Source organism: Terriglobia bacterium (assembly GCA_020073205.1).
Taxonomy (GTDB): Bacteria; Acidobacteriota; Polarisedimenticolia; order Polarisedimenticolales; family JAIQFR01; genus JAIQFR01.
On the sequence record JAIQFR010000207.1, the window covers coordinates 1 to 23516 of the forward strand.

General features: G+C 66.3%; 3 protein-coding genes. All 3 read left to right on the top strand.

The genetic code is table 11. From position 1 onward, the window contains the following. Positions 1–117: 117 nt before the first annotated feature. Positions 118–6114 (top strand): hypothetical protein, encoded by a 5997-nt coding sequence (locus tag LAO51_20450; protein MBZ5641117.1) that lies wholly within the window; start codon positions 118–120, stop codon positions 6112–6114. Positions 6115–6343: 229 nt separating this feature from the next. After that, on the top strand, positions 6344–16105 hold the full coding sequence (locus LAO51_20455) for a lamin tail domain-containing protein (GenBank protein ID MBZ5641118.1): 9762 nt from the start codon (positions 6344–6346) through the stop codon (positions 16103–16105). Between the two features lie 80 nt (positions 16106–16185). Continuing rightward, positions 16186–23516: DNRLRE domain-containing protein (locus LAO51_20460; GenBank protein ID MBZ5641119.1), on the top strand; the 7331-nt coding region annotated here is incomplete at its 3' end.

A 23516-nucleotide genomic window follows, 5' to 3' on the forward strand; every position in this document is an offset into this window, starting at 1 on the left:
GCCGGCATCTGCGATCCGGGTACGGGGACGTGCTCGAACCCGACTAAGCAGGACGGCACGGCGTGCAACGACGGTAGCGCCTGCACGCAGACGGACACCTGCCAGGCAGGAATCTGCGTGGGCTCCAACCCGGTGGTGTGCACCGCGTCGGATCAGTGCCATGAAGCGGGGACTTGTGATCCTGGAAGTGGCGTGTGCTCCAATCCGCCCAAGCTAGACGGGTCGGCTTGCAACGACGGCAGCGCTTGCACGCAGACGGACACTTGCCAGGCCGGAATCTGCGTGGGCTCCAACCCGGTGGTCTGCACCGCGCTGGATCAGTGCCACGACGCAGGCGTTTGCGACACGGGCACTGGGATCTGCTCCAACCCAGCGAAGGCGGACAACTCGGCTTGTAACGATGGCAACGCCTGCACGCAGACGGACACGTGCCAGGCCGGAATCTGCGTCGGCTCCAACCCGGTGGTCTGCACCGCGCTGGATCAGTGCCACGACGCAGGCGTTTGCGACACGGGCACTGGGATCTGCTCCAACCCAGCGAAGGCGGACAACTCGGCTTGTAACGACGGCAACGCGTGCACGCAGACGGACACGTGCCAGGCAGCAATCTGCGTAGGTTCCAACCCGGTGGTCTGCACGGCGCTGGATCAGTGCCACGACGCAGGCGTTTGCGACACGGGCACTGGGATCTGCTCCAACCCAGCGAAGGCGGACAACTCGGCTTGTAACGATGGCAACGCTTGCACGCAGACGGACACCTGCCAGGCAGGAATCTGCGTGGGCTCCAACCCGGTGGTCTGCACCGCGTCGGATCAGTGCCATGAAGCGGGGACTTGTGATCCTGGAAGTGGCGTGTGCTCCAATCCGTCCAAGTTAGACGGGTCGGCTTGTAACGACGGCAACGCTTGCACGCAGACGGACACTTGCCAGGCCGGAATCTGCGTGGGGTCCAACCCGGTGGTCTGCACCGCGCTGGATCAGTGCCACGATGCCGGCATCTGCGATCCGGGTACGGGGACGTGCTCGAACCCGGCTAAGCAGGACGGCACGGCTTGCAACGACGGTAGCGCTTGCACGCAGACGGACACTTGCCAGGCCGGAATCTGCGTGGGCTCCAACCCGGTGGTCTGTGTGGCGCTCGACCAGTGCCACGACGCAGGCGTTTGCGACACGGGCACCGGGATCTGCCCCAACCCGGCGAAGGCGGACAGCTCGGCCTGTAACGACGGGAACGCCTGCACGCAGAGCGACACGTGCCAATCCGGCGTTTGCACGGGTGGAAACCCGGTTGTGTGCACGGCACTCGACCAGTGCCACGACGTAGGCATTTGTGCACCGACGACCGGCATCTGTTCAAATCCCGCGAAACCCGACGGCGCCGCCTGCAACGACGGCAGCGTCTGCACCCAGGCCGACACCTGCCACTCTGGGGCGTGCGTCGGGACGAACCCGTTGCCCTGCGACGACGGCAAAGTCTGCACGACGGACGTTTGCGACCCGGTGACGGGTTGTGGCCACGTGAACAACACGGCGCCGTGCGACGACGGGATCGCCTGCACGGCGACCGACACGTGCTCGAACGGCGTCTGCGCCGGCCAGAGTAGCTGCCCGACCGGCCAGCGCTGCGACCACAACCTCAACACCTGTGTCGCGGAGCAAGCGACGCTGACCCTCCCACTCGGTATCGGCGCGTGCCCGATGGGTGAGGTGTCGGTCCCGATCGTCATCGACTCCGCGACGGGCGTGATGGCGATGGACCTCGTGTTCAGTTATGACGCCGGGGTGGTGTCGGCCGTGTCGGTCCACAATGCCCCGCTGACCGAGGGGATGGCCCTGACCTACAACCTCGGTAATCCGGGCCAGGTGAACATCTCGCTGTTCGGAACCGAGGGGCTCTTGGGCGGCGGCACAGTGGCGTGGGTCGTGTTCCAGGTCACGGGTACGGTCGGGACCGGGTCGGGCCTGGTCTGGACGAGGCACCAACTCAACGAGGGAGAGGTGCCGAGCACCGCGGTCAACGGCAGCGTCAACGTGACGGCCAGTCAGGTGGCGTTGAGCATGCCCGACAACACGGTGGGTGTGCCCGGATCGATGGTTCTCGTGCCGGTCAGCTCGAGCCCGGCGGCGGGCATCGGAATCGACCTGGAGATCGGATACGACCCGACCGTGCTGAGGGCCAATCGGGTCTTCAAGACCCCGATTACACAGGGCTTCACTCTCAACTACAACGTGTCGACCGCCGGCGTCGTGAAGATATCGCTCTTCGGAACGGTGCCGCTCAGCGGAAGCGGCGGGATCGTCAACATCGAATTCGAGGTTCTTGCAGGCGCCGGTGGCACGAGCGAGCTGGACCTGAGGAAGGGAGTCATCAACGAGGGGAGCACCACGACGTGCCTCGGAGACGGGTTGTTATCCGTCTGCCCGACCAACTGCGATGACGGGAACGTCTGCACGACGGACGGCTGCCAGGCGGGCGTCTGCGTCCACGTCAACAACATGGCGTCGTGCGACGACGGGAACGCGTGCACACAGACCGATAGCTGCCAGGGCGGTGCTTGCGTGGGGTCCAGCCCCGTGGTCTGCACTGCGCTGGACCAATGCCACGACGTCGGTGTGTGCGATCCCTCTACCGGTTCGTGCTCCAATCCAGCGAAGACCGACGGCTCGGCTTGCAACGACGGTAGCGCCTGTACGCAGACGGACACCTGCCAGGCCGGTGCCTGCGTGGGGTCCAGCCCCGTGGTCTGCGCGGCGCTGGACCAGTGCCACGACGTCGGTATGTGCGATCCAGGTACCGGGGTCTGCTCGAACCCGAACAAGCACGACGGCTCGGCTTGCAACGACGGCAGTGCTTGTACGCAAAACGACAGCTGCCAGGCCGGTGCTTGCGTGGGGTCCAGCCCGGTGGTCTGCACCGCGCTGGACCCGTGCCACGATGCCGGCACCTGCGATCCGGGCACGGGAATCTGCTCGAACCCGAACAAGCAGGACGGGACGACTTGCAACGACGGTAGCGCTTGCACGCAGACGGATACATGCCAGGCGGGCGCGTGCTTGGGCTCCAATCCCGTGATTTGCACCGCTCAGGATCAGTGCCACGACGCGGGAGCGTGCGATCCGGGCACGGGGATCTGCTCGAACCCGAACAAGCAGGACGGCACGGCTTGCAGCGACGGTAGCGCTTGCACTCGGACCGACAGCTGTCAGGTCGGTGCCTGCCTGGGCTCCAACCCGGTGGTCTGCACTGCGCTCGATCAATGCCACGATGTGGGCACTTGCGATCCGGGCACGGGGATCTGCTCGAACCCGAACAAGCAGGACGGCTCGGCATGCAGCGACGGTAACGCTTGCACGCAAACCGACACCTGCCAGGCGGGTGCCTGCTTGGGCTCCAACCCGGTGGTCTGCACCGCCTTCGATCAGTGCCATGAGGCCGGGATCTGTGATCCTGGCAGTGGCGTTTGCTCCAATCCGCCGAAGACGGACGGCGCGCCCTGTAATGACGGCAGCGTCTGCACTCAAGCCGACTCTTGCCACTCGGGCACGTGCGTCGGGACGAACCCGTTGCCCTGCGACGATGGCGACGTCTGCACTACCGACGTCTGTGATCCGCTGGCGGGATGCGGCCACGTCGACAACACGGCCCCGTGCGACGACGGGATCGCCTGCACGGCGAACGACACCTGCTCGGGCGGCGCCTGCGCCGGCCGGAACAGCTGCCCGACCGGGCAGCGATGCGACCCCAGCCTCAACACCTGTGTCGCGGAGGAAGCGACGCTGACCCTGCCGGCCGGCATCGGCACGTGCCCGGGGAGCGAGGTCATCGTTCCGATCGTCATCGACTCCGCGACAGGGGTGATGGCGATGGACCTCGTGTTCGGCTACGACGCCGCGGTGCTGTCGGCGGTGTCGGTCTACAAGGCCCCGCTGACCGAGGCGATGACCCTGACCTACAACCTCGGTAGTCCGGGCCAGGTGAACATCTCCCTGTTTGGAAACGAAGGACTGTCGGGCGGCGGTACCGTGGCGTGGGTCGTGTTCCGTGGCATGGGTGCGGCCGGGACAGGGACGGGCTTGGTCTGGACGAGGCACCAACTGAACGAAGGGGAGGTGCCGAGCAGCGCGAACAACGGCAGCGTCAACGTGACGGCCAGTCAGGTGGCGGTGAGCTTGCCGGAAAACGTCGTGGGCGTCCCCGGGACGATAGTTCTCGTCCCGGTCAGCTCCAGCCCGGCGGCGGGGATCGGGATCGACTTGGAGATTGGATACGACCCGACCGTATTGAGGGCCAACCGAGTTCTCAAGACGCCGATTACGCAAGGTTTCACACTTAACTACAACGTGGCAACCGCCGGCGTGGTGAAGGTATCGCTCTTCGGGACGGTGCCGCTGAGCGGAAACGGCGCGATCGCGAACGTCGAGTTCGAGGTTCTCGCAGGCGGCGGGGGCACGAGCCAGCTGGACCTGACGAAGGCGGTCATCAACGAGGGGAGCATCACCGCGTGCCTCGGCGATGGGCTGCTCAACGTGTGTCCAACCAACTGTGATGACGGCAACGCTTGCACGACGGACAGCTGCCAGGCGGGTGCCTGCGTCCACGAGAACAATACGGTGGCCTGCGACGACGGGAGCGCGTGCACGACGAACGACGCGTGCGCCGGCGGCGCGTGCGTGGGCGGTCCGGCGCTGAACTGCGATGACGGAAACGTCTGCACGGACGACTCGTGTAGCCCGGCGACAGGCTGCGTGCACGTGAACAACGCCGCTCCGTGCGATGACGGCAACGCCTGCACGCAGACCGACACCTGCCAGGCCGGCGCCTGCGTGGGATCCAACCCGGTGGTCTGCACGGCGCTCGACCAGTGTCACGACGTGGGTATCTGCGATCCGGGTACGGGGTTGTGCTCGAACCCGACCAAGCTCGACGGCACGACTTGCAACGACGGAAACGCCTGCACGCAGACGGACACCTGCCAGGCCGGAAGCTGCATTGGGTCCAACCCGGTGGTCTGCACGGCACTCGACCAGTGCCACGACGTGGGAGTGTGCGATCCGGGCACCGGCTTGTGCTCGAACCCGACCAAGCAGGACGGCACGGCTTGCCACGACAGCAGCGCCTGCACACAGACCGACACCTGCCAGGCCGGCGCTTGCGTAGGCGGAAACCCCGTGGTGTGCACGGCGCTCGACCAATGCCACGACGCGGGCATCTGTGATCCAGGTACAGGGATCTGCTCGAACCCGGACAAGCAGGAAGGCACGGCCTGTAGCGACGGTGACGCCTGCACGGCGAACGACACCTGCGCAGGTGGGCAGTGCATCGGCGGACCTCCACCGAATTGCAACGACGGAAACGCGTGCACGGACGACTCATGCAACGGGACGACGGGCTGCGTCCACGTGGATAACACGGCTCCATGCGACGACGGAAACGCCTGCACGACGAACGACACCTGCGCGGGCGGGCAGTGCATCGGCGGACCTCCGCCGAATTGCAACGACGGAAACGCGTGCACGGACGACTCATGCAACGCGACGACGGGATGCACGCACGTGAACAACACGTCGCCGTGCAACGACGGAAACGCCTGTACGGCGAACGACGCGTGCGCGAACGGCACCTGCGTGGGAGGCGGCGCCGTCAACTGCGACGACGGAAACGCCTGCACCGACGACGACTGCAACCCGGCAGCCGGCTGTATCCACAGGAGCAACGATGCCAATGCGTGCTCGGACGGCGACGTCTGCACGACCGGCGACCACTGTAGCGCGGGCTTCTGCATCGGCATTCCGTTACCCGAGCTCGACGAGATATGGGGCCTGATGCTCAGCGGCAAGTCCGCGACGGCTCTGACCTGGGCCGATCAGGGCACCGAGGTCGTCTACGACGTGGCCGGAGGCTTCGTCGGCGACATCGCGGCGAGCGGCGGCACGAGCGCCGCGCAGTGCGTGGCGGACAACGTGCCGGTGAGCGCGTGGATCGACGCGAGACCCAAGCCAGCGGCCAACGAGGGCTACTACTACCTGGTGCGCGTGCAGAACGCGTGTCGGACGGGGACCTACGGATACGCGAGCACTGGGGTGGAGCGGCGGCCGACCGTCGACTGCCCCTGATCGAGACGGAGACCCGAAGGAGGATCGAGACCGGCGGGCCGGATCCGACAGGGCGCACGGCGCCGACGCAAGACCGTTCCACACCGAGCGGATGCCGGTTGGCGGGGCGAAGCAGAGGGCCGCGGGAAAGGAGGCGGGTGACCGGGTCGCCCGGCCCGCGGCGCGGACAGGGATCGATGCCGTTCCGGGGGCGGCCGACGCCGCCTCTGGGACGCAGGGGGGCCGAGCGATGAGATCGTCGACGAGCCGGAACTTGTTGATCACTGTGGCGATTCTCGCGTCCTTCGCCGTTCCGGCGAACGGTCACGCGGCGGTCGTCATCAACGAGATCAGCTACCACATCTTGAACTCCTCGGTACCCGCCGGGGAGGACCCGGAGAGGCTCGAGTTCATCGAGTTGTACAACACGGGTCCCGGCGCGGTCGATCTGTCGGGATGGTCCTTCTCCCAGGGGGTCACGTACACGTTCCCGCCAGCGACGAGCCTGGCCGCGGGCCAGTACCTTGTTGTCGCCGCGGACCCAGCCGCGCTGGCGCAGTGGGGGCAGACGATTCCTGGCGGCGTGCGGGTCGTTCAGTGGACCTCCGGTGCCAACAGTCTGGACAACGCCGGGGAGACGATCACGCTCCTGAACGCGACGCTGGCCGTCGTGGACACGGTCACCTTCGACGACGCGGGACTGTGGCCCGGCGCGGCGGACGGCCGTGGGCCGACGCTAGAGTTGATCAATCCGACGTACGACAACACCTACCCGCTGGTCTGGAAGGCGTCGTTGGCGACGAACGGGACGCCCGGTCAGACGAACGGCAGGTTCACGGAGGGTCCGGCCGTCCTCTGGGACGATCCGCCCCGCACGTCGGTCGTGCCGGACCTGACCCAGGTCCGCGTCATGTTCGCGGAGTCGGTCACAGGCGTCGTCGCGTCCGATCTCAAGGTCGCTGCCTCCCCGGCGACATCGGTTACGGGAAGCGGCGCCGGTCCGTATGTGTTCACCGGGTTCGCGGCGCCGACCGATGTGACGGTCAACGTGACCCTCGGTCCCGGAGCGATCCAGGATCTCCAGGGTCACGTGTTCGCGGGCGACGCCTGGATCTACTCGCTCTCCGTGCCGAAAGTCGTCATCAACGAGATCCACTACAACCCGAATACCAGCGACGACATGGAAGAGTTCCTCGAGATCACGAACGCCGACTCCGTGGCCGTGGATATCTCCGGATGGACCTTGACGGAATTCGCCAGCCCCGGCGTCACGTTCCCGCTCGGCACCGTGATTCAGCCAGGGGCGTACATCGTCGCGGCCAAGGATCGGGCGGCGCTCTTCGCGCGACTCGGATGCAGCACGGCCTACGAATGGGGAGCCGGCGACAGCCTCAGCAACAGCGGCGAGCCGGTTGCGCTGCGGGACGCGAACGGAGTGCTGGTGGACCGGGTGTACTACGACGACGATCCGCCCTGGCCGACGAGCCCCGACGGCGGAGGTCCGTCACTCGAGAGAACCAACCCCACGGCGGGTACGCCGTGCACCGAAGCGACACAGGCCTCCTGCACGTGGCAGGCGTCGGCGTGGAAGGCCTCCCTCGCAACGAACGGCACCTGCGGAGCGCAGAACAGCGTCTACTCGAACGCCCCTCTGGTCAGTACGACGGATCCGGCCCGCGGCGCCTTGGTCATGTCGCTGACTCAGGTCTCCGTGACATTCTCCGAGGCTGTCACGGATGTGACCGCCGACGACCTGACGGTGGACGGCGTCGCCGCGACCAACGTCACCGGCAGCGGCACCGGCCCGTACGTCTTCACGGTCATTCCGCCGGCCCCGGGGACGCTCGAGGTCGTCCTGCGCAGCGACGGCGGGATTCAGGATCTCCAGTCGGTTCCGTTCGCAGGTGATAGCTGGTTGTACTTCTACGGCCTCCCCAAGATCGTCATCAACGAGTTGCAGTACCACCCAGCCGTTTTCTCGGTCCTCGCGGGAGAGAACGCGGAAAATCTCCAGTTCCTCGAGCTCTACAACGCCGGCACGACGACGGTCGATCTCTCGGGGTTCGCGCTTTCCGAAGGAGTCGCGCTCACGTTCCCCGCCGGCACGACGATGGCGCCGGGAGCGTTCCTGGTCGTGGCGGAGAACGTGGTGTTCCTCCGGTCGAAGGTGACGATCCCAGCCGGCGTAACTGTCCTGCAGTGGACGAGCGGTAACCTGGCGAACGGCGGGGAGCTCGTCGAACTGGTCGATTCCTACGGCCATGTCCTCGATTCGGTCCCGTACGACGACGGAGGGGAGTGGTCGTCCGTTCCCGACGGGAACGGTCCCTCGCTCGAGCTCGTGAACCCGGCGATGCCAAATCAGTACGGCAACGCCTGGAGGCCGTCGCAGGTGAACATTGGGACGCCCGGGGCGGCCAACGGCCGCTACGTGGCCGAGGCTCCCCCCGTCATCAGCGCCGTCCACCACAATCCCCCGATCCCAGGGGCGAACCAGCCGGTCACGATCACCGCCTTCGTCATCGACGAGAGCGTGACCCCGACCGTGACGCTTTGGTACCGGCAGGATCAGGAACCCACCATCGCATACGCCTCTGTGGCGATGCTTGACGACGGGCTGCACGGCGACGGCGCTGCCGGCGACAACGTGTACGGCGTGGTCCTGGCGGGCCTCGCGGAAGGGCAGCGTCTCGACTTCGCGGTGCAGGCGAGCGATGGAACGTCGGGAACGGTCGCCCCGATCGGTCACGACGGGAGCTTCCCCGGAGCCGGTGGCCATCCGCCGCAGGTCTTCCTCTGCAAGTTCTCGAGCGCCGCGCTGCCGACCGACTTCCCGTCATATCACTTGATCACGACGCAGTACACGAGGAACCGGCAGGCGACACGGGACAAGACGGAATACGACGCCACCTTCCTCCGGTGCCCCGCGACGGGCGTGGTGTCGCAGTGCGAGGTCTTCTACAACGCAACCGAGCGTTACCGGGGCGCGAGCAGCCTTTACCAGAACCCGCCGTCGTTCCGGATCGACCTCCCGGGCGACCACCCCATGGCATCGGAGATGAATTTCACCATCAAGTCGCTCGACATGCTCGGTCAGCAGCCGGCGCGCCAGGGCGTCGGATACGGGACGTTCGGCGCGTCCGGACTTCCTCATCCGAAGGTCCACTGGCCGCGCTTCAACACGAACCCGCTGGTCGATGGGGGAACCCAGAACGGCATGTACTCCAACGTGGAGCGCATCAATGAAGACTTCTTCACGTCGCAGGCGGGTGCCATCCTGCCCCTGCGTTTCCCCAATCGGTGCAGCATCGCCGAGACCGTCTGCACGAACGACTTGGACTGCCCGTCCGGCGAAACCTGTATCCAGACCGATATCGGTAACTGCTACCGAGGGCGTCACGACGACGCGAGCCTGCGGTGGGAGGGGTACAATCCCGACGCCTACCGCGTCGACGCCAACGAGCGCAACGGCTACCAGCAGATCACGAACGAAGAAGAGGACAACTGGACGGACCTGATCACGCTGTGCGACGCCATGAACTGCAGCTCGGGCGACGGCGGCGCGCTCTGCCTTGAAGACACCTACGACGGCTGGTTCCAGAACAACCTCGCGTCGTACGCCGACGTCGAGCAATGGGCTCGCTGGTACGCGGTCCACACGCTGATGGCCAATCAAGAGGGCGGCATCTACCTGGACACGGGCGACGATTACTTCCTCTACTTCTGGCCTGGACCGACGTACAGCCACGCCACGTTCCTCCCCTGGGACATGGACTCGATCGTCCCGGCGTTCCAACAGACGATCTGGAGGACGGGCTACTACAACTCGAACTGGCCCATGCGGCGTTTTCTCCGGAACAACGCCTACGCCGGGCTGTTCGTGGGCGCGATCTGCGAGTACATGGACACGGCCTTCTCGCAGGCGTCGATGAACGCCTTGATCGACTCGGTTCCGGACGCGCTCTTCCCGACGGGGGGAAACGGGCCGCAGACGAAGCAGGGGATGAAGGACTGGGTGACGGCGCAACGCGCGTCGGTCAACAGCGAGATCAAGCGCCAAACGACGCTCGTCGGAATTCCGGGCAGTCCGTATACGAACTCGAACCCGGTGATCGCGCTGAGCGGCCAGCTGAACCAGTGCTGGGCGCGCGAGGTGCGGGTCAACAACCTGCCGGCGACCTACAACATCGCGAATCCTGACGGGGTCGGCGCGAACTGGAGCTACAACTTCACGCTGACGCCCGGCATGAACCACATCAAGGTCCAGACGCTGAACCACCAGGGTGTGGAAGTCGACCGGGCCGAGGCGGACGTGTTCTATAACCCGCCAGGGGCCCAGGTCGATAGCCTGAAGTTGATCGCTCCGCGGCGAATGGTCAACACCAAGACCCTGACGTTGAAGGCCAGCATCCTCAACGCCGGCGGCGGTGTCGACTGGAGCGGCTGTTATTCGACGCTCGGAACCGTGACCATGAACCGTGTGTCCGACAACGCGTCGATTCCGATCACCGTGACGTTCTTCGACGATCACCTGCCGGTTCCCGCCGACTCGATTCGCTTCTACCACGGCGTGGGCAGCGTTTCGTTCACGCTCGACGACGGCGCCGCGGTCCCGGCGGGCGACTACAAGGTCACCGTGACCGTCGGCACGACGTCGGCGTCGAAGGTCGTGACCGTGCTGGCCAACCCGACGTGGCGGGACCTGCAGGGAACCCTGTCGGGCGCCGACCTGGTCTGGGGCCCGGACGAGAACATCCACATCGTGGGGCACGACACGTACGTGCCGGCCGGCAGCACGCTGACGATCAACCCAGGCACGATGATCATGGTGGACAGCCTGGGCGGCCTGGAGAACGGGACGCTCGTCACCGTGAACGGCGCGCTCAACGCCGTCGGTACCCAGGAGAAGCCCATTCACTTCTTTTCGGCGAGCGGTCCCGCGGCGATGATTCACACCGTGTCGGGCTCTCTCTCCAATGTGGACGCGTGGCGGGGGATCCACCACTACGGAAGCGGGAGCTCCGCCTACAAGTGGGTGATCCTGACCGGTGCCGGTAACGGGCCGATCGAGGGGCACCCGCGCCCGCCCATCATCCAGGTCCACGACACGCACAACCTGCTGGTGGAAGACAGCATCTTCACGGACAGCACGGGAATGATGTTCCAGGGGCTCGGAACGGGGACCTACACGGTCCGGAGGTCCCTGGTCTCGCGCGTCGGCATCGGCTGCGAGTTCAACGGCAACGGCCACACGCTGCTGGTCGAGGACACCTGGTGGACCGGGATCGGCCGGGGACCAACGACCCCACAGCGTTACGACGGCGATCTGCTGCACGTCGATGGCGCAGCGTCGAACCAGACCATCCGGCGGTGCATCATTGCGGACGGCGGGGACGACGGAATCGACCACAGCGCCTCGACCTTCACCGTCGACAGCTGCATCATCCACGCCATCAACGACAAGGCGATCAGCATGACCGGCGGCTTCGTCACGCTGCGCAACGTACTGATCTACGGGGCCGGCTCGGGTGTCCGTGGGACCGGTAACGCCTACAACTCTACGTTCGCGTCCGGACGCATCGACAGCCCCCAGACGGTCCAGCAGAGCATCTTCTGGACCTCGGCCGTCGGCGGCTGCTCGGCGACCATCAACTACACGGATGGCGGCGACGCGACGCACGTCGCGTGCGGTACGGGCAATATCTCCGCCGATCCGCTGTTCACCGACACGGCGCAGTGCGACTACAGCCTGCGAGCCGGCTCCCCGGCCCAGACGGCGGGGCCGGGCGGGACGCGCATCGGCTGGCTCGGCTTCCCGGTCGGCGCGACGTGCGGCACCAACACCGACTGCGACGACGACAACCCCTGCACGTACGACGAGTGCGTCAATCTGCAATGCAGCTTCACGCCGATCGCGAACTGCTCACCGGCCTGCGGTGTCGACGCGGACTGCAGCAACGGCGTCTTCTGCGACGGCGTCGAGCACTGCCTGAACGGACGGTGCACGGCCGGGACGGTGCCCTCGTGCGACGACGGAATCGCCTGCACGGTGGACTCGTGCGCCGCCGGGACCGACGAGTGCCAGCACACGCCGAACAACGCCGCATGCAGCGACAGCAACGCTTGCACCGACGACATCTGCAATGCGACGGCGGGGTGCCAGCACGCGAACAACACAGCCTCGTGCGACGACGGCAACGCGTGCACGGCGAACGACACGTGCAGCAACGGTGCCTGCGTCGGAGGCGCGCCGCCCAGCTGCAACGACGGAATTGCCTGCACGACCGATGTCTGCGTCGCGCCAGGGGGGTGCCAGCACGCGGACGACTGCCCGGGAGGCCAGACGTGCAACCACACGAATGGCGCCTGCGAGAGCGGGCCGGCGACGGTCACCTTCCAGCAGGGCGACGCGAACGCCTTTGCGGGAACGATCGATACCTACATCGACACGGCCCTGGGCAGCCAGGCGGCGACCACGCCGATCGTCATCGACGGCAGCCCGGTGGAACACGTGCTCCTTCGCTTCGACGGGATCTTCGGGTCAGCAGCCCATCAGATTCCGCAAGCTTCGACCATCCTGTCGGCAACGCTGACGCTCAGGGTCGGAAGCGGCTCCAACGACCAGAGCACGAACGCCGTGAATTTCCACAGGCTGCTTCAATCCTGGGTGGTCAGCGATGTTTGGGCTGCGTACGGCGTATCGCCCTGGAACACGGAGGGCGGGATCCAGGCGGACGGCGTCGACGCCGTGGCGACGGCGGATGCGACAGCGACGATGACCACCGCGAGCACGGCGTACCCCGTCGACGTCACAAGGAGCGTTCAGGCATGGGTGGCGAATCCGACGAGCAATTACGGGTGGGCGATCCTTCCGACGGGGACGGACGGGCTGCGGCTGGAGTCCACGGAATCAACAACCGCTTCCTACCGGCCGCTGTTGACGGTGACCTATTACCCACCGGTGGCGGGCTGCACGACCGATCCGCAATGCGACGACGGGCTATGGTGTAACGGCGCCGAGCACTGCGTGACCGGGACGTGCCAACCCGGTACGGCTCCGAACTGCAACGATGGCGTCGTGTGCACGACGGACTCTTGCAACGAGACCACCGACACGTGCGACCACGTGGCCAGCGACGCGGCGTGCGACGACGGCAACGCCTGCACCGACAACTGGTGCGATCTGGCTCTTGGATGCCAGTACCACGACAACACCGTCTCGTGCAGCGACGGCAACGCCTGTTCGACGAACGACACGTGCAGCCAAGGGATCTGCGTCGGCGGGACTGCTCTGGACTGCAACGACGGGATCGCATGCACGACCGACACGTGCGTCTCGCCCGGGGGCTGCCAGCACGCCGACAACTGCACGGGCGGGTTGGTCTGCAACCTGACCGAGGGGATCTGCGGGAGTTCGCAGGTCCCGGGGCTGCCGATCAACGTCGGCGCCGCCTGGAGGTACTTCGAGGGGAGCGTGGAGCCTCCCGCGGACTGGACGGCGATCCTGTTCGACGACGCGGCGTGGCTCAGCGGTCCCAGCGGGTTTGGGTACGGCACCGACTGCACGGCACAGCGGGGGACCACCCTGAGCGACATGCAGAACAGCTACGTGAGCCTGTACATGCGCCGGCAGTTCCGAGTGGATGCCCCAACGTCGATCGCGACACTGAACTTCGCGGTGGACTACGACGATGCGTTCGTGCTGTACCTCAACGGAACGGAGGTGGCGCGACGCAACGTGGTGGGGATGCCGCCGAGCTACACGCAGCTGGCGACGGTCGACCACGAGTGCTCGGCGTGCGACGGGACTTGCAACGCTGCGGAGAACATCGACCTGACGAACTACAAGAACCTGCTGGTTACGGGGACGAACGTCCTGGCGATGCAAGGGCACAACCTGACATCGGGCAGCTCGGACTTCACGATGACGATGTCGATGACGGCGACGACCGGCGGTTGTACGAGCAACCTGCAGTGCGATGACGGTCTGTGGTGCAATGGAGCGGAAATCTGCAATCTGGGCACCGGGACTTGCCAGGCTGGGACGGCGCAGAACTGCAACGACGGGATCGCCTGCACCACGGACTCGTGCAACGAGACGACCAACACGTGCGACCACGTGGCCGACAACGTGGCCTGCGACGACACCAACCCGTGCACGGACGACACCTGCAGCGTGACGGTCGGGTGCCAGCACAGCAACAACACGGCATCGTGCAGCGACAACAACGCGTGCACGACCGGCGACCTTTGCAGTAACGGAGCTTGCTTGAGCGGCGGGGCCACCAACTGCGACGACAACGTGGCCTGTACCGCCGACAGCTGCGACACGGCACTGGGCTGCCAACACACCGAGAACTGCCCGGGCGGCCAGACGTGCAACCACACGACGGGCGTCTGCGAGAGCGGCCCGGTGACGACCACGTTCCAGCAGGGCGACGCGAACGGCTACGCGGGGACGGTGGACACGTACATCAGCGCCGCCGCGGCGACGACGTCGTACGGAACCGCGACGACGTTCACGGTGGACCTGAGTCCGAGCGAGATGCAGTCGCTGCTGCGCTTCAACGGGATCTTCGGATCCAACGCCGGTCAGATCCCTGCGGGCTCGACCATCAACTCGGCCACCCTGACGTTGTCCGTGCCCTCGACACCATCGAACGCGGGCACCGCACAGGCGATCTACTTCCACCGCATGAAGCAGACCTGGAGCGACGCGGATTGGTGGAACGCGTTCGGCTCTGCGCCGTGGAACACGACGGCGGGCATTCAGGCGGACGATGTGGAAGCCGTGGCGGCAGTGGATGCTGCTCAGGCGGGCATGCCGATCGGGCAGAAGACGCAGATCGACGTGACCGCCAGCTTGCGCGCGTGGGTCGCGAACCCGGCGAGCAACTTCGGTTGGTTCATGCACGAGACCACGGATGACGCCGTGATCTGCGAGTCGTCGGAAGCGACCACGCAATCCAACCGGCCGCTGCTGTCGGTCAACTACGCTCCGCCCGTCACGACGTGCACCAGCGACACGCAGTGCGGCGACGGCCGGTACTGCAACGGGGCGGAAACCTGCAACCTCGGCACCTCGACCTGCCAGTCGGGCACGCCGCCCGTCTGCAACGATGGCAACGTCTGCACGACGGACACCTGCAACGACGCGACCGGATGCGTCTACACGCCGGTCGCGGCGGGAACGTTCTGCTCCGACGGGCTGCCGTGCAACGGCAGCGAGACCTGCGACGGGAGCGGAGTCTGCCAGTCCGGCCCGCCGCTCGTCTGCAACGACAGCAACCCGTGCACGGGCGACAGCTGCGTGGATCCCGCGGGCTGTGTCTACACGCCGGTCGCGGCGGGAACGTCTTGCTCCGACGGGGTCTACTGCAACGGGAACGAGACCTGCAACGGAGGCGGTGTCTGCCAGGCCGGAATCGCGGTGAGCTGCGACGACGGCGTGGCCTGCACCGTGGACTCCTGTAACGAGACGACCGACTCCTGCGACCACACCGCGTGCGGGATGATCGTCGAGGCGGTCGGCTCGAGGTACCTGGCGGTGACGTTGCCGGCCGGTCTCGCCTCGGTCGCGCTCAGGGTTGGCTCCGTCGGCCTGCTCTGCTTGCCGAAGTACGTGGACATGGGCGGGCTCCTGACGGACGCTCCCGTCTTCCGCTCTTCGGCCGAGTGGGGCACGGTGTTCGTGCGAGGACGTCCGATCGTGCCATCCAGGGCGTACACCGTGCAAGCGGAAGTCACGGCCGGCACGCCGATCGGGTCTGGGACGGCCACGACGTGGGCGTGGGGCGACGCCAACCAGGTGAACGGCGTTAGCGTGTTCGACGTCCTCTGCGTTCTCGACGGCTCGCAGGGGATGTTCACGAAGTGCGCGCTTCAGGCCGACGACCTCACGGGCTTGGACTTCACGCCCGACGGGGTCGTCAACGGCGACGACATCCAGGCGGTCCTCAGCGGGTTCCGGTCGCTGTCCTATCCCGACTCCGATCCCTGCGCGGGGAGGTGACGGCCATGAGAGGGAACATGGGTCATCGAGGAATGCGAAACACGTTGCCCATCATCGGCCGTAATCGAGAGGGTAGAGCCATGATCAGCCGACCTGACGAAGTACTCGACGCTTCCCCGGCGAAGCGGTGGACCCGCACGCTGGCGGCGATCGGCGTCTTTTCGCTCGCGCTCGCCCTTGCCGCGGGTCCCGCCGTGGCGACGACGGTCACCTTCCGGCAGGGCGAGAACGGCTACGCCGGCGCTCACGACACGTATATCCAGCAGAACCCGTCCAGCGCCGGCAACAACAACGGGGCGCTCCTGGCCCTCAACTGGGACGGAGACGATCCGAACGGAACCGGGTACGACGTCTACACCCTGATCCGGTTCGACGACATCTTCGGTGCCGGGGCGGGGCAGATTCCCGTGGGTGCCCAGATCACCTCGGCCACGCTGACCTATCTTGTGTCCAACACCGGGGGCAGCGGCGACATGCGCGAGGTGCTCGTCGCCTGGCAGGACTCGGCGACGTACAACTCCTTCTGTGGCGGCGGATGCGCTCAGGGAAACCAATACGGCTCGACGGTCGGCAGCGCGTCGGCTTCAGCGCTCGCTCAGCAGTCGGCCGACGTGACGGCGAGCGTGCAGCGGTGGTCCAGCGGAACCTCGAACTACGGCTGGTTCATCATGAATTCCGCGGCGGACGGGGTGGACATCACGTCGAGTGACGGGGCGACCGTCAGCGATCGCCCCATCCTCACCGTGCGCTACAACGAAGGGCCGCCGACCTCCCATCTGGTCCGCGAACCCTACCTGCAACTGGGCACTCCGACGTCCATGACCATCGTCTGGCGGACGGACACGTCCACGGATAGCAGGGTGCAGTACGGGACGACTTTCGGGACCTACGACCACACGGCGACGAGTTCGGCGGTCGGCACCGACCACTACGTGACCATCACCGGCGTTTCGCCCTTGACGAAGTACTACTACACCGTTGGCTCGACGACCACCCAGCAGGGCGGCGGCACGGCCGAGCACTATTTCGTCACGTCGCCGCCGGTCGGGACATCTCCGAACGGCGGGTTCACGTTCTGGATCTTCGGCGACTCGGGCATCTGCAGCGACATCCAGAACCAGGTGCGCGACTCGATGCTCACGTACACCGGATCCGACCGACCCGAGCTGTTCCTGCACACCGGGGACGTGGCCCAGGTGGCCGGCGCCGACGACGAGTACACGAACTGCGTCCTGGCCTATTACAAGGACGTCCAGATCCACACGCCCTTCTGGCCGGCGATGGGGAACCACGACAGCTACTCGAGTGCCTGCCAGGACACGCCATGTGCGGGCGCCTGCTGCACCGGCCCGTACTTCAGCACGTGGGTGCTCCCGACGAACGCCGAGGCGGGCGGGGTGGCGTCAGGCACGGAGGCCTACTACTCGTGGGACTACGGCAACGCGCACTTCATCGTCCTGAACGGCACGAACGTCAGCACATCGTCGACCGGGGCCATGGCCAACTGGCTCCGGACCGATCTCGCGGCGACCAGCCAGCAGTGGGTCATCGCGTACTGGCACCAGCCCCCGTACACCAAGGGAACCCACGACTCGGACACCGAGAGCGAGCCGATCGCGATGCGCACGAACATCGTGCCGATCCTGGAGAGCTACGGGGTCGACCTCGTGCTCAACGGCCACTCCCACGGCTACGAGCGGTCGTACCTGATTGACGGGGCGTACTCGACGCCCACGCCTTCGTACAGCACTCTGCTGGCCAACGGCAACATCGTGGACAGCGGCAGCGGCAAGACGGGCGCGGAGTACCACAAGAGCCCCGGGAAGAACCCCCACGAGGGCACGGTGTACACCGTCGTGGCGACCGGCGGCCAGGGACCCGGCGGGGCCCACAACCACCCGGTGATGTACTACTCCGAGTCGGCCAATGGCTCGGCCCTCGTGGACGTCAAGGCCAGCGAGCTGGATCTGACCTTCCTCCGGAGCGACGGGACCGTCCGGGACACGTTCACGATCTTGAAGGGTGACCTGCCGCCGAAGGTGCAGAGCGCCAGCCCGGCGAAGGGATCGGTGATCGGCTCGCTGTCGTCGATCGATGTGACGTTCAACATGGACGTCACGGGCGTGGACGCAGGCGACCTGACGGTGAACGGCTCGCCCGCGACGACGATCACCCCGGTGAGCACATCCATCTACGTCTTCGGAGGCTTCGCGGCTCCGGCCTCGGGAACGGTCCTCGTGACCCTCGCCGCCGGCGGGATCGCTTCGGCGAGCAGCCCGTCGAACACGTACGGCGGGGAATCGTGGACGTACACGCTCGACACCACGCCCCCCACGGTGAAGACCGCGGTCCCGGCGGCAGGTGCGACGATCGGCGCGTTGCCTTCGGTGACCGTGACGTTCAGCAAGCCGGTGATCAACGTGGCGGCTGGGAATCTCGTGGTCAATGGGTCGCCTGCCGCGGCTCTGTCGGGAATTGCCGGCACCGACGGTCCCTACACCTTCAGCGGCTTCACCAAGCCGGACAACGGCCTCGTGACGGTCGCGCTGGCTGCGGGGAGCATCCAGGACAACGACGGGCGGTCCTTCGGCGGCACGTCGTGGACCTACAAGCTGACGCGGCGCCTGATCATCAACGAGTTCCTTTCTTCGAACAACACCGCAACGACGGACGAGTACGGCGAGTTCGACGACTACCTCGAGATCTACAATCCGACCGACGCGGCCGTGGACATGAGCGGGATGTTCCTGACGGACAACTTGGATTCGCCGGCGCAGTACAGAATCCCGGCCGGCGTCACCGTTCCGGCGCACGGCTACATCGTGTTCTGGTGCGATTCGACGCCGAGCCAGGGGGCGCGGCACACGAATTTCAACATCGCCCGCGCCGGCGAGCAGCTCGGTCTCTTCGACACGGAGGTGAACGGAATTGCCGCCATCGACACCCTGACATTCACGACGCAGACCACCGACCTAGCCTCGGGGCGGTTCCCGGACGGACAGGACGGCTTCGTGACCATGCCGCCGACGCCGGGAGCGGCCAACACGATCAACTGCACGGGCGATGCGGAATGCGGTCCCCTGGCCGATGCGTGCAACGTCGGCAGGTGCGTCAGCAACAAGTGCGTCGCGGTGGCCGCGAACGAAGGTGGCGCCTGTGACGACGGAATCGCCTGCGTGGGGCCCGACACCTGCGCGGCGGGGATCTGCAACGGCGGCGGGGACCAATGCCCGAGCGGGCAGACGTGCAACCGGGGGACCGGCCTCTGCGAGACCACCCAACTGGCCGCCCTGCCCATCACCGTCGGCGCGACCTGGCGGTACGTCAAGGGGTCTTCCGAGCCGACGCCCAGCGACCTTACCGCTTGGACCCGGCTGGGCTACGACGACGCCTCCTGGCTCCAGGGGCCGGGCGGGTTCGGCTACGGCGTGGATTGCACGGCGCAACGCGGCACGACGCTGAGCGACATGGCGAGCAGCTACAGCAGCCTCTTCATGCGGAAGGCGTTCCGTGTCGATAACCCGAGCCGTGTGACCTCGTTGACGCTGACCGTCGACTACGACGACGCCTTTGTCGCTTACCTCAACGGCACGGAGGTCGCCCGCAACAACGTCGTCGGGAGCCCGCCGGCCTACAACCAGCTGGCGACCGCAGACCACGAGTGTTCGGCGTGCGACGGGACGACGTGCAACGCCGCGACGACCATCGACCTGACGGCCTACAAGAGCCTGCTCGTCGCGGGGACGAACGTCCTCGCCATCCAGGCTCACAACCTGACGCTCGCCAGCTCGGACTTCACGATCGTTCCGGCCCTCGCCAGTGCGGAGGTATCGGGCTGCCTGTACGACAGCGACTGCAACGACAACAACACGTGCACCGACGACCACTGCGACTCGGACAGCGGCGCGTGTTCCCACACGAACGACAACGCGAACACCTGCTCCGACGGCGTCGCCTGCACGACCGATTCGTGCTCGAGCGGGACGTGCGTGAGCACGGACAGCTGCCTGTTCGGCCAGACCTGCAACCACACGACCGGGAATTGCGAGAGCGCCCCGGCGACGATCACGTTCCAACAGGACGTGAGCGGCTACACCGGGACACAGGACACGTACCTCTATCAGAGCGGGCCGGACACCAACGAAGGTGCCGCGCTCACCTGGCGGTGGGATACGGACGATCCCGGCAGCAGCGGGCTGTGGGAGTACGGGCTCATCCGGTTCGACGGCATCTTCGGGAATGGGGCAGGACAGATCCCGGCGGGCTCGACGATCAACTCCGCGACGCTGTCGCTCTACGTCGAAAACGGGAGTGTCGCGCCCGTCGGAACCATCAACGAAGTGCTGGCGGAGTGGTCCGAGGCGACGACCACCTGGAATAACTTCGGAGGCGAAGCGGGCGTCCAGGCGGACGAGTACGGCACGCTCGTCGGAAACGCGCCGATCGCCACCGGGAGCGTAGCCATCGACGTGACCGCGAGCCTGCGGACGTGGGTGGCGAGCCCGGCAGCCAACCTCGGCTGGATCTTCCGCCCGAACAACACGGACGGTATGGCCGTCACCTCGAGCGAAGGCGCCACGACCGCCAACCGGCCGAAGCTGACGGTCCAGTTCGTTCCTCCGGGGACGAGCTGCACGGGAGATCCCGACTGCGACGACGGGCTGTTCTGCAACGGCCAGGAAAGGTGCGTGAGCCTGTTCTGTCAGGCCGGAACGGCAGTCGACTGCAGCGACGGCGTCGCGTGCACGACGGACTCGTGCAACGAGGCCGCGAACGCATGCGACCACCTGGCGAACAACGCCGCCTGCGATGACGGCGACGTCTGCACGGACGACACGTGCAGCCCGGCGCTCGGGTGCCAGCACGGCAGCAACACGGCCGCGTGCAACGACGGCAACGCGTGCACGACGACCGACACGTGCAGCGGGGGAACCTGCGTCGGCAGCGGTTCCCTCACCTGCAATGACGGGATCGCCTGCACGACGGACACTTGCGTCTCGCCTTCGGGTTGTCAGTACGTCGACACCTGCACGGGCGGTCGGGTCTGCAATCACACGAGCGGCGTCTGCGAGACGCCGTCGGTGGAACCGCTCCCGATCGAGTCCGGGGACACGTGGAAGTACTTCAAGGGGCTGTCGGAGCCGACTCCCACGGACCTGACCGCGTGGACGCGAATCGGCTTCGACGATTCGGCTTGGCTCCAGGGCCCCACGGGCATCGGGTACGACTATTACGTCGAAACCGGGGGCACCAACGGCAACGGCGACTACGGCCCGTACATCAGGGCGGAGCTGGGCGACATGCGCAGTTGCACTCCGACCAACCCGCCGCTCTGCAACAGCCCCGGGTACCTCAGCGTCTACATGCGCAAGGCGTTCGCCGTCGCCAATCCCGCAGCGGTCGCCTCGTTGAGCTTCCGGATGTATGCGGACGACGGCTACGTTGCCTATCTCAACGGGACGGAAGTCGCACGGATCAGGATGACAGGCACGCCTCCCCTGTACAACGCCGTGGCGACGGGCGGGCCGTCCGTCGCGCCGCCAGTCGAGCAGACACTCGATCTGACGAGTTTCAAGGGGCTCTTGGCGACGGGAACGAATGTGCTGGCAGTCCAGGGTCATAACGCGGCCCTCGACAGTCGCGATCTCTTGATGATTCCGCAGCTGTCGAGCACGCAGATCCAGGGATGCACGTCGGATGCGGAGTGCAACGACGGCAACCCGTGCACCGACGACGTCTGCAATCTCGGGACGGGCGTCTGTTCCAACACCCCCGACAACACCAACATCTGCTCCGACGGGATCGCCTGCACCAGCGACGTCTGCCTGGGCGGCGTGTGCACGTCAAGCGACACCTGCCCGACCGGTCAGACCTGCAACCACACCAGCGGGGTCTGTGATCTGGCTCCCGTCACCGCCACGTTCCAGCAGGGAGACGCAAACGGGTACAGCGGGACGGTGGATACCTACACCTACGCGGCCAACCCGACGACCTCGTACGCCACCGACGTGCTCCTCACGACCGACTTCACGCCTCCGACCACCGACGAGAGGCAGATCCTGATCCGCTTCGACGGCATCTTCGGCAGCGGCGCCAATCAGATTCCCCCCGGCTCCACGATCAGGTCCGCGACGCTGACGGTTAACGTCTCGAACGCCTTCGGCACGAACGACTACGTTAGGTTCAATCGCATGAAGGCGACGTGGAACGCGACCGAAACGTGGAATTCGTTCGGAGCCTCGCCATGGAACTCAACCGCCGGGGTCCAGGCCGATGACGTCGAGGCAGTCGCAGATGCCGACGTCACGGTCAACAACATCCCGACGGGATTGCAGTCGATCGCCGTCACACCGAGCTTGCAAGCCTGGTCGGCAAGTCCGGCGAGCAACTTCGGCTGGGTCCTCCGCTCGGGGTATGCCGACTCGCTCGCTTTCGATTCTTCCGATGTCACCACGATCGCCAACCGGCCGAAGCTGAGCGTGACGTACACGGCGCCGAGCGGCCCGCAGGCGCGGATGGCGTGCGCGCTCGAGAGCGGAACGGCTGCGCCAGGCACCACCGTCTCCCTCACCGCGTTCCTCGAAAACCTCGGCTTCCTCGGAGGGATTCGCGGGTATCAAACGCAGCTCCAGATCATTCGCACCTCCGGCTCCGGTACCGTCGGCGTTCCGTGCCCGAGCGGCGTCTCCGTGGACGACGGACGATCCGACTATCTCTTCTACGGACTATCGAACGACTACCCCGTGACGAACTGCGCTTTGATGAGGGCGGCGTCGGCGCTGCAGCAGGGCAGCGTCACCGTCGGCACGACGACGCCGGCGTACCTGTCGAGCTACACGCTGGGGGTCGGCTCCGACGTCGCGCTGGGAAGCACGTTCGAGTTCACGTTCGCTCCCTATCCGGATTCGGCGCTGGCGGACGCGAACGCGGATCCGGTCTCGTTCGAGACGGGGCCGGCCTGCGTCCTGACCGTCGGCGGCTGCGGGTCGAACACACAGTGCGACGACGACAACCCGTGCACCGACGACGTCTGCAACGGGGGCGTCTGCCAGAACACACCGAATTCCGCCAACGCCTGTGACGACGGGAACGCGTGCACCACCGGCGATCACTGCGACGCAAGCGGCGCCTGCATAGGTGGGCCACTTCTGACCTGCGACGACGGCAACGTTTGCACCGACGACTCCTGCAACCAGACGACGGGCTGCGTCCACGCGAACAACACGCTGCCCTGCGACGACGGGACCGTGTGCAACGGTCACGAGGTTTGCGGCGGCGGTACCTGCAACGCCGGAACGCCGCTCAACTGCAACGACGGTAACGTCTGCACGACGGACTCGTGCGATTCGGTCGGCGGGTGTCAGCACGCGAACAACACGCTGCCGTGCGACGACGGGACCGTGTGCAACGG

Bases quoted from the DNA above. Each gene is read 5' to 3' on its own strand.
- LAO51_20455 (MBZ5641118.1), top strand. From the start codon at position 6,344: ATGAGATCGTCGACGAGCCGGAACTTGTTGATCACTGTGGCGATTCTC.